This window comes from Citrobacter sp. Cf088, assembly GCF_030334295.1.
Taxonomy (GTDB): domain Bacteria; phylum Pseudomonadota; class Gammaproteobacteria; order Enterobacterales; family Enterobacteriaceae; genus Citrobacter; species Citrobacter freundii.
The window spans coordinates 205,546-222,079 of the sequence record NZ_JAOWEE010000058.1; the positions used below are offsets into that span (position 1 = coordinate 205,546).

The 16,534-nt window shown below is 52.3% G+C and carries 12 protein-coding genes; 9 read left to right on the forward strand and 3 right to left on the reverse strand.

From position 1 onward, the window contains the following. Positions 1 to 46: 46 nt before the first annotated feature. On the forward strand, positions 47 to 1,189 hold the full coding sequence (locus OGV71_RS24305) for a glycerate kinase (RefSeq protein ID WP_048218511.1): 1,143 nt from the start codon (positions 47 to 49) through the stop codon (positions 1,187 to 1,189). 43 nt (positions 1,190 to 1,232) lie between these two features. Here the strand turns inward: OGV71_RS24305 and barA are convergent, their stop codons facing one another. Next, a complete protein-coding gene (barA, locus tag OGV71_RS24310) occupies positions 1,233 to 3,989 on the reverse strand; it encodes a two-component sensor histidine kinase BarA (protein ID WP_003034117.1) in 2,757 nt (918 codons plus the stop codon). Between the two features lie 57 nt (positions 3,990 to 4,046). On the opposite strand from barA, the gene rlmD reads away from it, so the two are divergent. The 5 genes from rlmD (at position 4,047) to eno (ending at position 11,843) form a co-directional block, all read left to right on the forward strand. Next, positions 4,047 to 5,345, forward strand: coding sequence for a 23S rRNA (uracil(1939)-C(5))-methyltransferase RlmD (gene rlmD, locus OGV71_RS24315; protein ID WP_204583314.1), 1,299 nt, complete (start codon positions 4,047 to 4,049; stop codon positions 5,343 to 5,345). 100 nt (positions 5,346 to 5,445) lie between these two features. Then, complete coding sequence (relA, locus tag OGV71_RS24320; RefSeq protein ID WP_048218507.1) at positions 5,446 to 7,680, forward strand: GTP diphosphokinase; 2,235 nt, start codon at positions 5,446 to 5,448, stop codon at positions 7,678 to 7,680. Between the two features lie 123 nt (positions 7,681 to 7,803). Continuing rightward, positions 7,804 to 8,595 (forward strand): nucleoside triphosphate pyrophosphohydrolase, encoded by a 792-nt coding sequence (gene mazG, locus OGV71_RS24325; RefSeq protein ID WP_003840346.1) that lies wholly within the window; start codon positions 7,804 to 7,806, stop codon positions 8,593 to 8,595. 224 nt (positions 8,596 to 8,819) lie between these two features. Continuing rightward, positions 8,820 to 10,457, forward strand: a complete 1,638-nt coding sequence (gene pyrG, locus OGV71_RS24330) for a glutamine hydrolyzing CTP synthase (protein ID WP_003034127.1) — start codon at positions 8,820 to 8,822, stop codon at positions 10,455 to 10,457. An 87-nt stretch (positions 10,458 to 10,544) separates the two neighbouring features. Continuing rightward, complete coding sequence (gene eno / locus OGV71_RS24335; RefSeq protein ID WP_003034129.1) at positions 10,545 to 11,843, forward strand: phosphopyruvate hydratase; 1,299 nt, start codon at positions 10,545 to 10,547, stop codon at positions 11,841 to 11,843. Between the two features lie 55 nt (positions 11,844 to 11,898). Here eno and OGV71_RS24340 read toward each other — a convergent pair whose 3' ends face one another. Further along, a complete protein-coding gene (locus tag OGV71_RS24340) occupies positions 11,899 to 12,723 on the reverse strand; it encodes a MurR/RpiR family transcriptional regulator (RefSeq protein WP_003034131.1) in 825 nt (274 codons plus the stop codon). A 165-nt stretch (positions 12,724 to 12,888) separates the two neighbouring features. On the opposite strand from OGV71_RS24340, the gene OGV71_RS24345 reads away from it, so the two are divergent. The 3 genes from OGV71_RS24345 (at position 12,889) to queE (ending at position 15,877) form a co-directional block, all read left to right on the forward strand. Beyond that, positions 12,889 to 14,445, forward strand: coding sequence for a maltose/glucose-specific PTS transporter subunit IIC (locus tag OGV71_RS24345; protein ID WP_204583315.1), 1,557 nt, complete (start codon positions 12,889 to 12,891; stop codon positions 14,443 to 14,445). Further along, entirely contained in the window at positions 14,445 to 15,134 is a 690-nt protein-coding gene (locus OGV71_RS24350) for an N-acetylmannosamine-6-phosphate 2-epimerase (protein WP_204583316.1), read from the forward strand. The genes OGV71_RS24345 and OGV71_RS24350 overlap by 1 nt, the downstream gene beginning before the upstream one ends. Positions 15,135 to 15,205: 71 nt before the next feature. Next, positions 15,206 to 15,877, forward strand: a complete 672-nt coding sequence (gene queE, locus OGV71_RS24355) for a 7-carboxy-7-deazaguanine synthase QueE (protein WP_003034139.1) — start codon at positions 15,206 to 15,208, stop codon at positions 15,875 to 15,877. 91 nt (positions 15,878 to 15,968) lie between these two features. Here queE and queD read toward each other — a convergent pair whose 3' ends face one another. Further along, positions 15,969 to 16,331, reverse strand: a complete 363-nt coding sequence (gene queD / locus OGV71_RS24360; RefSeq protein WP_003034142.1) for a 6-carboxytetrahydropterin synthase QueD — start codon at positions 16,329 to 16,331, stop codon at positions 15,969 to 15,971. Between the last annotated feature and the right edge of the window lie 203 nt (positions 16,332 to 16,534).

A 16,534-nucleotide genomic window follows, 5' to 3' on the forward strand; every position in this document is an offset into this window, starting at 1 on the left:
TATCCTGGTATATGCTTAACACAGTCAACATGCGTAAGGATGCTTTATGAAAATAGTAATCGCACCGGATTCCTATAAGGAAAGTTTGAGTGCGCTTGAAGTGGCAACGGCTATTGAGCAGGGGTTTCGTGAGATCTGGCCCGATGCGGATTACGTGAAGATTCCGGTTGCAGATGGCGGTGAAGGAACGGTCGAAGCGATGGTTGCCGCAACGCAAGGTCACCTTGTGCATGTTGATGTTACCGGCCCTTTGGGCAACACAATTCAGGCATTTTATGGTTTATCCGGTGATGAGCGCTCGGCGTTTATCGAAATGGCGGCTGCCAGCGGACTGGAACAGGTTCCTGCGGGGTTACGCGATCCGCTGAAAACGACATCCTGGGGAACCGGGGAGTTAATCCGTCATGCGTTGGACGCTGGCGTTGAGCATATCATCATTGGAATTGGCGGAAGCGCCACCAATGATGGCGGTGCCGGGATGGTGCAAGCGCTGGGAGCAAAATTGCTGGATACGCAAAATAACGATATTGCCCATGGCGGGGCTGGCCTCGAATCGCTCGCTCGGATTGATATTTCTCAGTTAGACCAGCGACTTGCTGCGTGTCGTATTGAAGTGGCTTGCGACGTGACTAATCCGTTGACCGGTGAAGAGGGCGCTTCTGCGGTTTTTGGCCCGCAAAAAGGGGCGACGCCGGAGATGATTACCCGCCTGGATCGGGCACTCACGCACTATGCGCAACTCATTGCCCGCGATCTGGACGTCAACGTGCTGGATCTGGCCGGCGGTGGCGCCGCTGGTGGTATGGGGGCGGCGCTATATGCGTTTTGCGGCGCACAGTTGCGCTGCGGTATTGAGATAGTAACGGATGCGTTGCACCTTGACGCCTGCGTTGCGGATGCGGATTTAGTGGTCACGGGTGAAGGACGCATTGATAGTCAGACCATTCACGGTAAGGTTCCGGTTGGCGTGGCGAAGGTCGCAAAGCGTTACAACAAACCGGTTATCGGCATTGCCGGTAGCCTGACGGCGGATGTCGGTGTGGTCCACGAGCATGGGCTGGATGCGGTTTTCAGCGTCATCTATACCATCTGTACCCTGGATGAGGCGCTAAAGAACGCGAGCGACAACGTACGAATGACGGCGCGAAACGTGGCCGCAACGCTTAAAGCCGGGCAGCAATTACGCTGAGTTGTAGGTTGGATAAGGCGGTCACGCCGCCTTCCTGCGAATATCACCCCAACAACTTCTTCGCTTCGCGCGCAACGTTGTCCATTTCATCCAGAAGCTCTAAAAACTCAGGCTCCAGCTCTTCTTCCTTGGTCCCGCTACGTAATTGCTGCTCAATAAGCTGACACAGGTTTTTCATGCGGGGAACGCCGCTATAACCACAGCTGCCGTGCAGCTTGTGGATCATATCTACCAGCCCTTCAGGGTTTTCACCGACCAGCTGTTCTTCAATTTTGTTACGTACTTCGGGCAGAAAATCGAGCAGCATTTGCAGCATATCCCGCGCCAGATCGTTTTTGCCTGCGGCTTGTCTTAATGCTAACTGCCAGTCGAGTGTGGTATTCGGATTGACTACCGGCTCAACGGGTTCAACGGCGATCGCCCTAAGGGCTGTGCTTGCGCCGGGTTTGTAGCGTAACAGCAGATTATGCAGCTTATCTTCCTCGATAGGCTTCGCCAGGTAATCGTTCATCCCGGCGCTGAGCAGCTTCTCTTTCTGCCCGGCCATGGCGTGTGCGGTGACCGCAATGACCGGTGTCTGCTGTTGATGAGGAAGCTGGTGGATTAGTTCACAAGCGCGAATGCCGTCCATGTCTGGCATCTGAATATCCATCAGGATCAGATCAAATTGCATTTGTCTGGCGCGATCCACCGCTTGATGCCCACTGTCGCAGAGCACGACGTGCTGCACCTTATCTTCCAACAGTGCGCCAATCAGCTTGAGGTTCGCAGGGTTGTCGTCTACCGCCATAACGGTCATCGCGATTTTGCTATCGTCTAACAGCAGCGGATCCGCGCTGTGATTTAACTGACAATACTCTGTCAGCGCAGGCAGTAAGCGAGTTGAGGTGAGAGGTTTCAACAGACACGCCGCCGCGCCGCCCTGTTTTAACTTCTCGGCGTTAATCTGCGCATGGCAAGGCAGGGCCAGTAACAAAAAGTCGGTCATCGCCGCAGCGTTTGCCAGCCGCTCATGCTGCATGGTGAGCGGTTCGCGTAAAGTGACCGGAATGCCGAGCAGCAGAATATCGTAGTGATCCTTCGGCAGCCCAGAGAATGAAGGGCTGTAAATCACCTCCAACGGCGTTTCGCTCAAGATATCTAACGTGCACTGTGCGGCAGTGGCGTTCGGTTCGACGTAGGCCAGTCGTTTACCGGCCAGGCAGAGCGTGGTTGAGCGGTCAATGAGAACGTTAGGGTTAAGATCGAGGCTGATATGGAACCAGAACGTGGAACCCCGGTTCGGTTGACTATGGAAGGAGATATCCCCGCCCATTTCGTTGACCAGTTTTTGCGTAATGACCAGGCCCAGTCCGGTACCGCCGTGGCGGCGGGAAATACTGGCATCCGCCTGGCGGAAGGCCTGGAACAAGCGTGACTGATCGCGCTCAGGAATACCAATTCCGGTATCGCGGATTTGTACTTCAATCTGCACTTTCGTATTACTAAGGGCGCGCTTCTCGACCAGAATGTCGATATTGCCGCCTTCGGTAAATTTGATGGCATTGCCAACCAGATTAGTGATTACCTGCTGTAAGCGCAGCGGATCGCCGATGACGTTGTCCGGCACGTCATTCTTAATATTTAGCGTCAGCTCAAGCCCTTTATCATGGGATGAATGCGCTAACAGCGTAACGACGTCATCCAGCGTGCTGCGCAGCGGGAAGGGAATGCTTTCCAGAATCAGCTTGCCCGCCTCAAGTTTGGAGAAGTCGAGTACATCATTGATGATAGCCAGCAGATTGTTAGCCGAGCGTTCAATGGTATTCAGGTGATCGCGCTGCGTGGTGTTGAGCTCGGTTTTTAGCGTAAGACGGGTGAAGCCAATCACGCCATTCAGCGGTGTTCGCAGTTCGTGCGACATGTTAGCCAGAAACTCAGACTTAATACGCGCCGCTTCCTGGGCGCGTTTCTTCGCCAGATCCAGTTCGACGTTCTGGATTTCCATCTGCTCCAGCGTTTCACGCAGGTCAGAGGTGGCCTGATCGATGTTGTGCTGCATCTCTTCATGGTAAGCCGCAAGTGACATCGCCATCGAGTTGATACCATTTTTGAGCATATCCAGCTCGCCCAGCATGAAACCTTCCACGCGGCTGTCGAGCTGTCCTCTACGTATTCGGTCAACGGTATTCACCATATTGCGAATCGGGCCGGTTACGTCGCGCATCAGACGCCAGCCAAAAATTAACGCAATACCAATACAAAACAGCATCATTACGCTGGAGATAAAGATCTCTTTGTACTGCTGCAATCGCACGGACTTAAGATCCAGCTCAAGCGCCACATACCCCAGCATATTTTTGGTGTTTTTCGCATCGCTTACGGCGGATTCATCTGGTGAATAGCTTTCCGATATAATCGGGGTACGCAGGATCATGATATCCCCGTGCCGGGTGACGCTCAGCTTACGGGGAAACGGTGAACCTGTCGCCAACTGCATTTCAGACGGATCGAGATGAAAATTAGAGGTGACGAACAGTCGGTTATTTTCGTCATAAACAGAAATTGCCCGCACGATATCGGAATGGCGACGATGCAGCACGCTGATAAGCTGGCCGATGGATTCCCTGTTTTGCAGGTTCATGCCATATTCGCTGGAGACCGCGAGTGGTTCTATGATGCTGGCACCAGCATCTTCCAGTTGACGCTGCAAGTCGTTATAGCGATGCACAACAAAAAAGATACTGAGCAACAAACCTATCAGGACGGTCGGGGCCAGGATCAGAATCATCATGCGTGCGCGCAGGCTGTAGTTGGTCATGGAGTTCCGTTATGGGACAATTAGGGTCACACTGTTAAATAGAGAAATATCTCGTCGATGGCGCAATTCTACTCTGCAAAACGACGCGTGACGACGCGTCAGATCATAACCGTTACCGTCAATGACCTCGATCCTTTTGGTCAGGGCGTCGCTCGCCATAACGGAAAAGCGTTGTTTATACCGGAATTGCTACCCCAGGAAAGCGCCGAGGTGGTGATTACCGAAGATAAAAAACAGTTCGCCCGCGCGCAAGTAAAACGACGTTTGAACAACAGCCCTGAGCGTGAAGTGCCACGTTGCCCGCATTTTGGCGTATGCGGCGGTTGCCAGCAGCAGCATGCCAGCATCTCGTTACAGCAGCGTAGTAAAAGCGCGGCGTTGTCGCGTTTAATGAAATGTGACGTGTCAGATGTTATAGCTGATACGCCGTGGGGCTATCGTCGTCGTGCCCGATTGAGCCTGAACTATCGGCCAAAAGAACACAAATTGCAGATGGGGTTTCGCAAATCAGGCTCCAGCGACATTATCGATGTCAAACAATGCCCTGTTTTGGCGCCCCAGCTTGAAGCGTTATTGCCCCATCTCAGGGCGTGTCTGGAAAGTCTTCAAGGGTTACGCCACCTTGGACATGTTGAACTGGTGCAGGCAGGGAGCGGAACCCTGATGATTTTGCGCCACACGGCGCCATTAAGTGCAGCGGATAAAGAAAAACTGGAATGCTTTTCGCATTCTCTGGGGCTGTCTTTGTTTCTGGCCCCGCAAAGCGAGATACTGGAATCAATATCAGAAGAATCGCCCTGGTATGACTCAAATGGACTACGGTTAACCTTCAGCCCGCGCGATTTTATTCAGGTTAACGAAGGGGTAAACCAACAAATGGTGGCTCGTGCGCTGGAATGGCTCGATGTGCAACCTGAAGATCGCGTACTCGATCTGTTCTGTGGAATGGGTAATTTTACCCTGCCGCTGGCAACTCGAGCAGCAAGCGTGGTTGGCGTGGAAGGTGTTCCGGCGCTGGTTGAAAAAGGCCGGGAGAATGCGCTGAATAACGGATTACACAATGTGACATTCTTTCATGAGAACCTTGAGGAAGATGTTACCCGGCAGCCGTGGGCGAAAAACGGATTCGACAAAGTTTTGCTCGATCCTGCGCGTGCGGGGGCTGCTGGTGTGATGCAACATATTATAAAATTAGAACCTATACGCGTTGTTTATGTATCCTGTAACCCGGCAACGCTGGCTCGTGACAGCGATGCTTTGCTCAATGCGGGATATGCCATCCGGCGGCTGGCGATGCTCGATATGTTCCCGCACACTGGACACCTGGAATCAATGGTCCTGTTTGAGCGTTTGTAATGAACTTAATACCCATTGGATTTCGCCTTGTAATGCTGTGTGAAAGACAATGGGTTCGGCTTGTCGACTTCGACAGGCCATGCCCCTTAAGGAGAGGACGATGGTTGCGGTAAGAAGTGCACATTTAAATAAAGCTGGTGAGTTTGATCCCAAGAAATGGATCGCGAGTCTGGGGATCTCCAGCCAGCAGTCGTGTGAACGCTTAGCCGAAACCTGGGCGTACTGCCTCCAGCAGACACAGGGGCATCCGGATGCGGATCTGCTGCTGTGGCGTGGCGTGGAGATGGTAGAAATTCTCTCCATGTTGAGCATGGATATCGACACGCTGCGTGCAGCAATGCTGTTCCCACTGGCTGATGCCAACGTGGTAAGTGAAGACATCCTGCGCGAGAGCGTGGGCAAATCCATTGTTCATCTTATCCACGGCGTGCGTGATATGGCGGCGATACGCCAGCTTAAAGCCACGCATACCGATTCAGTTTCTTCCGAGCAGGTCGATAACGTCCGCCGCATGCTGCTGGCAATGGTGGATGACTTTCGCTGTGTGGTCATCAAGCTGGCAGAGCGGATTGCCCATCTGCGTGAAGTGAAAGACGCGCCGGAAGATGAACGCGTTCTGGCGGCAAAAGAGTGCACCAATATCTATGCACCGCTGGCCAACCGTTTGGGAATCGGGCAATTAAAGTGGGAGCTGGAAGATTATTGCTTCCGTTATCTGCACCCGGCTGAATACAAACGCATTGCCAAGCTGCTGCATGAACGTCGTATCGACAGAGAGCATTACATTGATGAGTTCGTTAGTCATTTGCGCTCAGAGATGAAAACGGAAGGCGTCAAAGCTGAAGTGTACGGACGTCCGAAGCATATCTACAGCATCTGGCGCAAAATGCAGAAAAAGCAGTTGGCCTTCGATGAACTGTTCGATGTGCGCGCAGTGCGTATCGTGGCAGAGCGTTTACAGGACTGCTATGCCGCGCTCGGGATAGTACATACTCACTATCGCCATCTGCCGGATGAGTTTGATGACTACGTCGCGAACCCGAAACCCAATGGCTACCAGTCAATCCATACGGTTGTGCTGGGGCCGGGCGGGAAAACCATTGAAATTCAGATCCGTACCAAACAGATGCACGAAGATGCCGAACTGGGCGTCGCGGCGCACTGGAAGTACAAAGAGGGCACCGCTTCAGGCGCGGCGCGCTCTGGTCATGAAGATCGCATTGCATGGCTGCGTAAGCTGATCGCCTGGCAGGAAGAGATGGCAGATTCCGGTGAAATGCTGGATGAAGTTCGTAGCCAGGTCTTTGATGACCGCGTGTATGTCTTTACGCCGAAAGGCGACGTTGTGGATCTGCCTGCAGGCTCCACGCCGCTCGATTTTGCTTACCACATTCATAGTGATGTGGGGCATCGTTGCATTGGCGCGAAAATTGGTGGACGCATCGTACCGTTTACCTACCAACTACAGATGGGCGATCAAATTGAAATTATCACCCAGAAACAGCCAAACCCAAGCCGCGACTGGTTGAACCCTAACCTTGGCTACGTAACCACCAGTCGTGGGCGTTCGAAGATCCACGCCTGGTTCCGTAAACAGGATCGTGATAAGAACATTCTTGCAGGTCGCCAGATCCTCGACGATGAACTGGCGCATTTAGGCATCAGCCTGAAAGAAGCTGAAAAACATCTGCTGCCGCGCTACAGTTTCAATGAGCTGGATGAACTGCTGGCGGCGATTGGTGGAGGAGACATCCGCCTCAACCAGATGGTGAATTTCCTGCAGGCGCAGTTTAATAAGCCAAGCGCTGCCGAACAGGATGCCGCCGCGCTGAAACAGCTTCAGCAGAAAACGCACGCACCGCAGAGTCGCCGTAAAGACGACGGTCGTGTCGTGGTGGAAGGGGTAGGTAACCTGATGCACCACATCGCTCGCTGCTGCCAGCCGATTCCAGGCGATGAGATTGTCGGGTTTATTACCCAGGGACGCGGTATTTCCGTGCACCGGGCGGATTGTGAACAGCTGACTGAGCTGCGTTCCCATGCGCCGGAACGTATTGTTGATGCGGTCTGGGGCGAAAGTTACTCTGCAGGGTATTCGCTGGTGGTTCGCGTCCAGGCCAACGATCGCAGTGGCTTGTTACGTGATATCACCACGATTCTCGCCAACGAGAAGGTGAATGTGCTGGGAGTTGCCAGCCGGAGTGATACCAAACAACAGCTTGCCACCATTGATATGACCATCGAAATCTACAACCTGCAGGTGCTCGGGCGCGTGCTCGGCAAGCTGAACCAGGTACCGGATGTGATCGACGCGCGTCGTCTACACGGTAATTAATCATTATGTAGGCCGGATAACCTTGTAGGCCTGATAAGACGCGTTAGCGTTGCCATCAGGCATTGCTATGTTGCCTGATGTCGCCTTGTCCGGCCTACCGTATTGAAATTTCAGGATATTCCAATGAATCAAATCGACCGACTGCTCGGTATTATGCAGCGCCTGCGCGACCCGGAGAACGGCTGTCCGTGGGACAAAGAGCAGACATTCGCCACTATTGCTCCTTACACCCTCGAAGAGACTTATGAAGTGCTGGACGCGATTGCGCGAGAAGACTTCGACGACCTGCGTGGAGAGTTGGGGGATCTGCTGTTCCAGGTGGTGTTTTACGCCCAGATGGCTCAGGAAGAAGGGCGCTTCAACTTTGATGATATCTGCGCAGCGATAAGCGATAAGCTTGAACGCCGCCACCCGCATGTTTTTGCTGATGTTTCTGCAAGTAACAGCACCGAGGTGCTTACCCGTTGGGAGCAAATCAAAACCGAAGAACGTGCTGAGAAGGCACAGCATTCCGCGCTCGACGATATTCCCCGTAGTTTACCGGCATTAATGCGCGCCCAAAAAATCCAGAAACGCTGCTCAAATGTTGGCTTCGACTGGAAAACATTAGGACCGGTTGTCGACAAGGTTTACGAAGAGATCGACGAAGTCATGTTTGAGGCGAAGCAGGCTGTTGTCGACCAGGCTAAACTGGAGGAGGAAATGGGCGATCTGCTGTTTGCCACGGTCAATATGGCCCGGCATTTAGGCACTAAAGCAGAGACTGCTTTGCAAAAAGCGAACGAGAAATTTGAGCGACGTTTTCGTGAGGTTGAGCGAATTGTGGCTGCTCGCGGTCTGGAAATGACTGGTGTTGATCTGGAAACTATGGAAGAAGTCTGGCAACAGGTAAAACGGCAGGAAATTGATCTCTAAGGGATTTCGTCGGTCAAGGGCGATTTGTGTGATTTTTTAAATAACAAGCGCTTGATTTACGTCAAAAACATTTACCCCAAAGGGGCTATTTTCTCACTCCCGATGTTAATGTGAGCCTGGTGAAGAGGAGGAATAATGAAAGTTTGTGGCGCTCGTCATGTTCGGGTATACTACTTTCCCGTCTTGGTAATTCCATCGTTTCACCCTAACTTCTCAGGTCCAGCATGACAACGAACTATATTTTTGTGACCGGCGGGGTCGTATCCTCTCTGGGAAAAGGCATTGCCGCAGCCTCCCTGGCAGCCATTCTTGAAGCCCGTGGCCTCAATGTAACCATGATGAAACTGGATCCGTACATCAACGTCGATCCAGGTACTATGAGCCCAATCCAACACGGGGAAGTGTTCGTTACCGAAGACGGCGCTGAAACCGACCTGGACCTGGGTCACTACGAGCGTTTCATTCGTACCAAAATGAGCCGCCGCAACAACTTCACTACGGGTCGTATCTACTCCGACGTTCTGCGTAAAGAACGCCGTGGCGACTACCTGGGCGCGACCGTTCAGGTTATCCCGCACATCACGAATGCCATTAAAGAGCGTGTTCTGGAAGGCGGTGAAGGTCATGATGTTGTTCTGGTTGAAATCGGCGGAACCGTTGGGGATATCGAATCTCTGCCGTTCCTTGAAGCGATTCGCCAGATGGCCGTAGAAATTGGTCGCGAGCACACGCTGTTTATGCATCTGACGCTGGTTCCGTACATGGCGGCGGCAGGTGAAGTCAAAACTAAACCGACTCAGCACTCTGTAAAAGAGCTGCTTTCTATCGGTATTCAGCCAGATATCCTGATTTGCCGCTCCGATCGCGCAGTTCCGGCTAATGAACGTGCAAAAATTGCATTGTTCTGTAACGTTCCGGAAAAAGCGGTGATTTCTCTGAAAGATGTCGATTCCATCTATAAAATTCCGGGCCTGTTGAAATCTCAGGGCCTTGACGATTATATTTGTAAACGATTCAGCTTGAACTGTCCGGAAGCTAATCTGTCAGAATGGGAACAGGTTATCTACGAAGAAGCTAATCCGGCAGGCGAAGTGACTATCGGTATGGTCGGCAAGTACATTGAACTGCCGGATGCCTATAAGTCAGTTATCGAAGCGCTGAAGCATGGCGGTCTGAAGAATCGTGTCACCGTCAATATCAAGCTGATCGACTCACAAGATGTCGAAACGCGTGGCGTTGAGATCCTGAAAGGTCTTGATGCCATCCTGATCCCTGGCGGCTTCGGCTACCGTGGTGTTGAAGGTAAAATCGCGACGGCGCGCTTTGCGCGTGAGAACAATATTCCTTATCTGGGCATTTGCCTGGGTATGCAGGTTGCGTTGATTGAGTTTGCACGTAACGTAGTGGGTATGGACAACGCCAACTCCACGGAATTTGTGCCAGACTGTAAGTACCCGGTGGTGGCCCTGATTACCGAATGGCGCGATGAAGACGGTAACGTCGAAGTCCGTACCGAGAAGAGCGATCTGGGCGGCACTATGCGTCTTGGTGCGCAGCAGTGTCAGTTGAGCGACGATAGCCTGGTTCGTCAACTGTACGGCGCGCCGACAATTGTTGAACGCCACCGCCACCGTTACGAAGTCAACAATATGCTGTTGAAACAGATTGAAGCTGCGGGTCTGCGTATTGCAGGCCGTTCCGGTGATGATCAGTTGGTCGAGATCATTGAGGTACCGAATCATCCGTGGTTCGTGGCCTGTCAGTTCCACCCGGAATTTACTTCCACGCCACGTGATGGGCACCCGCTGTTTGCCGGCTTTGTGAAAGCCGCCAGTGAACATCAGAAGCGTCAGGCGAAGTAAGAAGTAAATAAGTTAGAACGGCAATGCACCCATCAGGGTGCATTGTTTGTCTGGAGTTTTAGTTTAACTTGTACTGAGGAAAATCTAATGTCCAAAATCGTTAAAATCATCGGTCGTGAAATCATCGACTCCCGTGGTAACCCGACTGTTGAAGCCGAAGTACACCTGGAAGGTGGTTTCGTTGGTATGGCAGCAGCTCCGTCAGGTGCTTCTACTGGTTCCCGCGAAGCACTGGAACTGCGCGATGGCGACAAATCCCGTTTCATGGGTAAAGGCGTACTGAAAGCTGTTGCAGCTGTTAACGGCCCAATTGCTCAGGCTCTGCTGGGTAAAGATGCTAAAGATCAGGCTGGCATCGACAAGATCATGATCGATCTGGACGGTACTGAAAACAAATCCAACTTCGGTGCAAACGCCATCCTGGCTGTGTCCCTGGCGAACGCCAAAGCAGCAGCTGCTGCTAAAGGCCTGCCGCTGTATGCACACATCGCTGAACTGAACGGTACTCCGGGTAAATACTCCATGCCGGTTCCGATGATGAACATCATCAACGGTGGTGAGCACGCTGACAACAACGTCGACATCCAGGAATTCATGATTCAGCCGGTTGGCGCTAAGACTCTGAAAGAAGCCGTTCGTATGGGTTCTGAAGTGTTCCACAACCTGGCTAAAGTTCTGAAAGCTAAAGGTATGAACACTGCAGTTGGTGACGAAGGCGGCTACGCGCCGAACCTGGGTTCCAACGCTGAAGCTCTGGCTGTAATCGCTGAAGCGGTTAAAGCAGCTGGCTACGAGCTGGGCAAAGACATCACTCTGGCGATGGACTGTGCAGCTTCTGAATTCTACAAAGACGGTAAATACGTTCTGGCTGGCGAAGGCAACAAAGCATTCACCTCCGAAGAATTCACTCACTTCCTGGAAGAACTGACCAAACAGTACCCGATCGTGTCCATCGAAGATGGTCTGGACGAGTCTGACTGGGACGGTTTCGCATACCAGACTAAAGTACTGGGCGACAAAATCCAGCTGGTTGGTGACGATCTGTTCGTAACCAACACCAAGATCCTGAAAGAAGGCATCGAAAAAGGCATCGTTAACTCCATCCTGATCAAATTCAACCAGATCGGTTCTCTGACCGAAACTCTGGCTGCGATCAAAATGGCGAAAGACGCTGGCTACACCGCTGTCATCTCTCACCGTTCTGGCGAAACTGAAGATGCTACCATCGCTGACCTGGCTGTTGGTACCGCTGCAGGCCAGATCAAAACTGGTTCTATGAGCCGTTCCGACCGCGTTGCTAAGTACAACCAGCTGATTCGTATCGAAGAAGCTCTGGGTGAACAAGCACCGTACAACGGTCGTAAAGAGATCAAAGGTCAGGCGTAATCCTGTTCTTTAACTCTTAACGTAAAAACCCGCTGCGGCGGGTTTTTTTATGCTTTTAAAGCAGTAGAGGAAGTGTTGCGCTGGCGGTTTGCTGGCTCACATCACTGTACTTTTCATCCAGCGCAATCAGCGACGTGGTGAGAAGTTCTACCAACAGCATCACACCCACCTTGGCGTTTAGCGCACCAGCACTCAACGGACCTTCTGGTTTGGCTGCGACCAGTTGAATATCGCTCAGCGAAGCCAGCGGACTGCGTGGTGTATTACTTAGCGCCAGTACGCGCACGCCTTGCTTACGCGCCAGTTTCACGACATGCAGCAGATCGCGCGTGGAGCCTGAACTGGAGATCGCTACCACAAGCGTATTTTTGCTAAGCGTAGTGGCGTTCATGGCTGCGCGGTGCATGTCGCTGAACAGTTGCGCGGGTTTGCCGAGGCGCAGGAGTTTGTAATGTAAATACTCCCCCAGAATAGCGCTGGCCGCTACGCCATAAATCTGTACCGACTGAGCCTGATGTAGCGCCAGAGCGGCGGATTCCAGTAATGTCCTGTCGAGTAACTTTGCTGTGTCCTGCAGCGCTTGCACGGATTCATTGACCACATTGTCAATTTCATCCCCGCTGTGCTCTACCGGCTGTCCTTGCTGGAGATCGAGAGCCAGCGCCATTTTGAATTCGTTATAACCCTTACACCCAAGCGTGCGGCACAGACGTGTGACGCTCGCCTCGCTGGTGTCGCTTTCACGCGCCAGTTCGGTAATCGTCAGGTAGACAACTTTTGCCGGATCACTAAGCACAAACTCTCCCAGCTTCTGCTGTGTTCGGCTATATCCGTCAACGCCCTGGCGCAATCTCAGCAGCAGGTTTTCATTTTCTGACATGCAAAATCCTTAATGCGTTTCTCTGCTGATAGTGTGGCGGAAAGCAGGGGAGAGATGCCAGTCATTTTAAAAAAGTATGATCGGCTTCCTGGTTTTTGATGATAATTTTCATTTATAAAATTAATTATGGTAAAAATTTTCATCATTAATCGGGGAGATGAAAAAATGATGCAAATGTTTAGCGGCGCCTCATCGGGCGCATGGTTTGAAAAGGCACAGCGGTTCGGCAAATCGTTCATGCTGCCGATTGCGGTACTGCCCGCTGCGGGGCTGTTGTTAGGGATTGGCGGTGCACTGTCGAATCCAAACACATTGACGGCGTATCCGTTTTTGGACGTTGACTGGTTACAGGCAATCTTCACGATCATGACCAGCGCAGGTTCTATTGTGTTTGCCAACCTGTCGGTGCTTTTTGCGGTGGGTGTGGCAGTAGGATTGGCGAAAACGGACAAAGGCACCGCCGGGCTTGCTGCATTGCTGGCATTTCTGGTGATGAACGCCACCATCAACGCTTTATTGACACTCAACGGAACGCTGGCGCACGAGAATCCCGGTGCCGTAGGCCAGGGGATGACGCTGGGTATTCAGACGCTGGAAACAGGCGTATTTGGTGGGGTGGTGATTGGGCTTGTCACCTGCGCGCTGCATAGCCGTTTCAATAAAGTCTCGCTGCCTCAGTTCCTTGGTTTCTTCAGCGGTTCGCGCTTTGTGCCGATTATTAGCTCCCTTGCCGCGATTGTAGTGGGTGCGGTCATGACGGTGGTTTGGCCGCATTTCCAGAAACTCATTTTTGGACTGGGTGGTCTGGTGGATGCGACCGGTTATCTGGGTACGCTGTTGTACGGCTTCATCCTGCGTATGCTTGGCCCACTGGGGTTACACCATATCTTTTATTTACCGTTCTGGACCACAGCGCTTGGCGGGAGTGAAATCGTCAACGGCCAGTTGGTTGAAGGCACGCAGCGTATTTTCTTCGCGCAACTTGCCGATCCGAATACGCAGCAGTTCTATGCGGGCACCTCGCGCTTTATGTCCGGGCGCTTTATCACCATGATGTTTGGCCTGCTTGGCGCATGTCTTGCGATGTACCATACTGCAAAACCAGAGAACAGAAAGCTTGTCGCTGGTCTGCTGTTGTCGGCGGCCCTGACCTCTTTCCTGACGGGGATTACTGAGCCTATCGAGTTCTCCTTCCTGTTTGTCGCACCTGTGTTATACGTCATTCACGCCTTCTTCGATGGTATGGCGTTTATGATGGCACATATTTTACATATCACCATCGGGCAAACCTTTTCGGGTGGGCTTATCGATTTCCTCCTCTTCGGTGTGCTACAGGGGGAAGCTAAAACCAACTGGATGTACGTCCCTATGGTGGGGATCCCGTGGTTCTTCCTTTACTACTTCACCTTCCGCTATTTGATTAACCGCTTTAACTGGTTGACGCCTGGTCGTGAAAACGCAGCACCGACTGAATCCGGCCTGCCGCAAAGTGAGCGTGCTGCGGCTGTGATTGCCGGACTGGGAGGTAAAGAGAATCTGGAAGAGGTGGACTGTTGCGCCACACGTCTGCGCGTGACGGTAAAAGAGAGTAGCAAGGTCGATGAAGCGGCGCTGAAAGCGACCGGAGCGCGTGGCGTAATTATTCGCGGCAACGGGGTTCAGGTGATTTATGGCCCGCATGTCACCATCATCAAAAACGAAGTCGAAGAGATCTTATCGTAATGAAAACTGTACTGGATTCCCTGAAAGGTAAATTAATCGTCTCCTGCCAGGCGCTGGAAAATGAGCCCCTGCACAGTCCGTTTATTATGTCGCGTATGGCGCTGGCGGCAGCGCAGGGAGGTGCTGTAGGTATTCGTGCGAACAGCGTGGTGGATATTCGCGCGATCAAAGAGAGCGTCTCCCTGCCGGTGATTGGGATTATCAAGCGTGATTATCCGGGTAGCGATGTGTTTATCACGGCCACGCTCCAGGAAGTGGATGAGCTAATGACCGTTGAGCCGGAGATTATTGCTCTGGATGCGACAGCGCGCCCGCGCCCAGGTGGACAAACGCTGGAAGAATTAGTTATGCAAATCCGCGCTCGCTACCCGTCTGTGCTGCTGATGGCGGATATCGCCACCATAGACGAGGCGGTGACAGCTGAGCGTCTGGGTTTTGACTGCGTGGGCACCACGCTCTACGGCTATACCGCTGACACTGCCGGGCATGTGCTGGCGGAAAACGACTGCGGTTTTTTACGTGAGGTATTGGCGGCGGTCAGCGTACCTGTCGTGGCAGAAGGAAACGTCGATACTCCGGAACGTGCCGCACGATGCCTGGAATTAGGTGCCTATACCGTGGTGGTTGGTGGCGCAATCACGCGTCCGCAGCAGATAACGGCACGCTTTGTCGCGGCGATCGCCTCGTAAAGCATCGATGGGGCATGATACTTTGGCGGGGATCTGCGATAATTATCGTTTATCCCCATATTGAGAGCGCTATGCAGTACCCGATTAACGAGATGTTCCAGACCCTGCAAGGTGAGGGTTACTTTACCGGCGTCCCCGCCATTTTTATTCGTTTACAGGGATGCCCGGTTGGCTGTGCCTGGTGCGATACCAAACACACCTGGGATAAGCTTGAGGATCGGGAAGTCTCCCTGTACAGCATCCTGGCCAAGACCAAAGAAAGCGACAAATGGGGGGCGGCGAGTAGTGAGGATCTGCTGGCGGTCATTTCGCGTCAGGGGTATACCGCCCGTCATGTGGTGATCACCGGCGGCGAGCCCTGCATTCATGACCTGATGCCGCTGACTGACCTGCTGGAAAAGAACGGCTTTAGCTGCCAGATTGAAACTAGTGGTACCCACGAAGTACGCTGTACGCCGAATACCTGGGTGACCGTATCGCCGAAGGTAAATATGCGTGGCGGTTATGATGTGCTGTCGCAGGCGCTGGAGCGCGCGAATGAAATCAAACATCCGGTTGGTCGCGTTCGCGATATTGAAGCGCTGGATGAACTGCTGGCGACGCTGAGCGACGACAAACCACGAATCATCGCCTTACAGCCAATCAGCCAGAAAGAAGATGCGACGCGTTTGTGTATTGATACCTGTATTGCGCGCAACTGGCGTCTGTCGATGCAAACCCATAAATATCTGAATATTGCCTGATAACTGTGCCGGGAGCGTTTCGCTTACCCGGCCAGAGTTTGTTGCTCGTTGCAGGCCGGATAAGACGCATTGCCATCCGGCAAGCCTACAATCACTCGCCGCGGTACACGCAGCCTGCTGTGCAGGTTTCTTTCACCATTACAGCACTTAGCAGAGGGACCACAGGTTTAATCTGATCCCAAATCCATTTGGCCAGCACTTCACTGGTTGGATTTTCTAAGCCAGGAATATCGTTCAAATAGTAGTGATCGAGTCTGTCGTAAGTCGGCTTAAACGCGGCTTTTAACTCAGCAAAATCCATGATCCAACCGGTATGCGGATCGACTTCACCGGTAATTTCAAGACGCACCATAAATGAGTGACCATGCAGGCGGCCACACTTATGCCCTTCCGGTACGTGCGGCAGGCGGTGAGCGGCTTCGAAGGTGAAATCTTTAAACAAGGTGGTGGACATTATTTACTCTCAAGAATGCGAAAAACCGCCGTAGGGTACCGTAAAGCACAATTTTTATCATTAGTTAAAAGGGCGCTAAGCATCAGAACGTCATATTTACGCTGTTAATGTTTGATAACTATTTATATATCATATAGTTATTAAATCGGTTTTGTCGTTAATGACTATAACTAAAACAGGTTAGTCCATTTGGTTATTTGTTA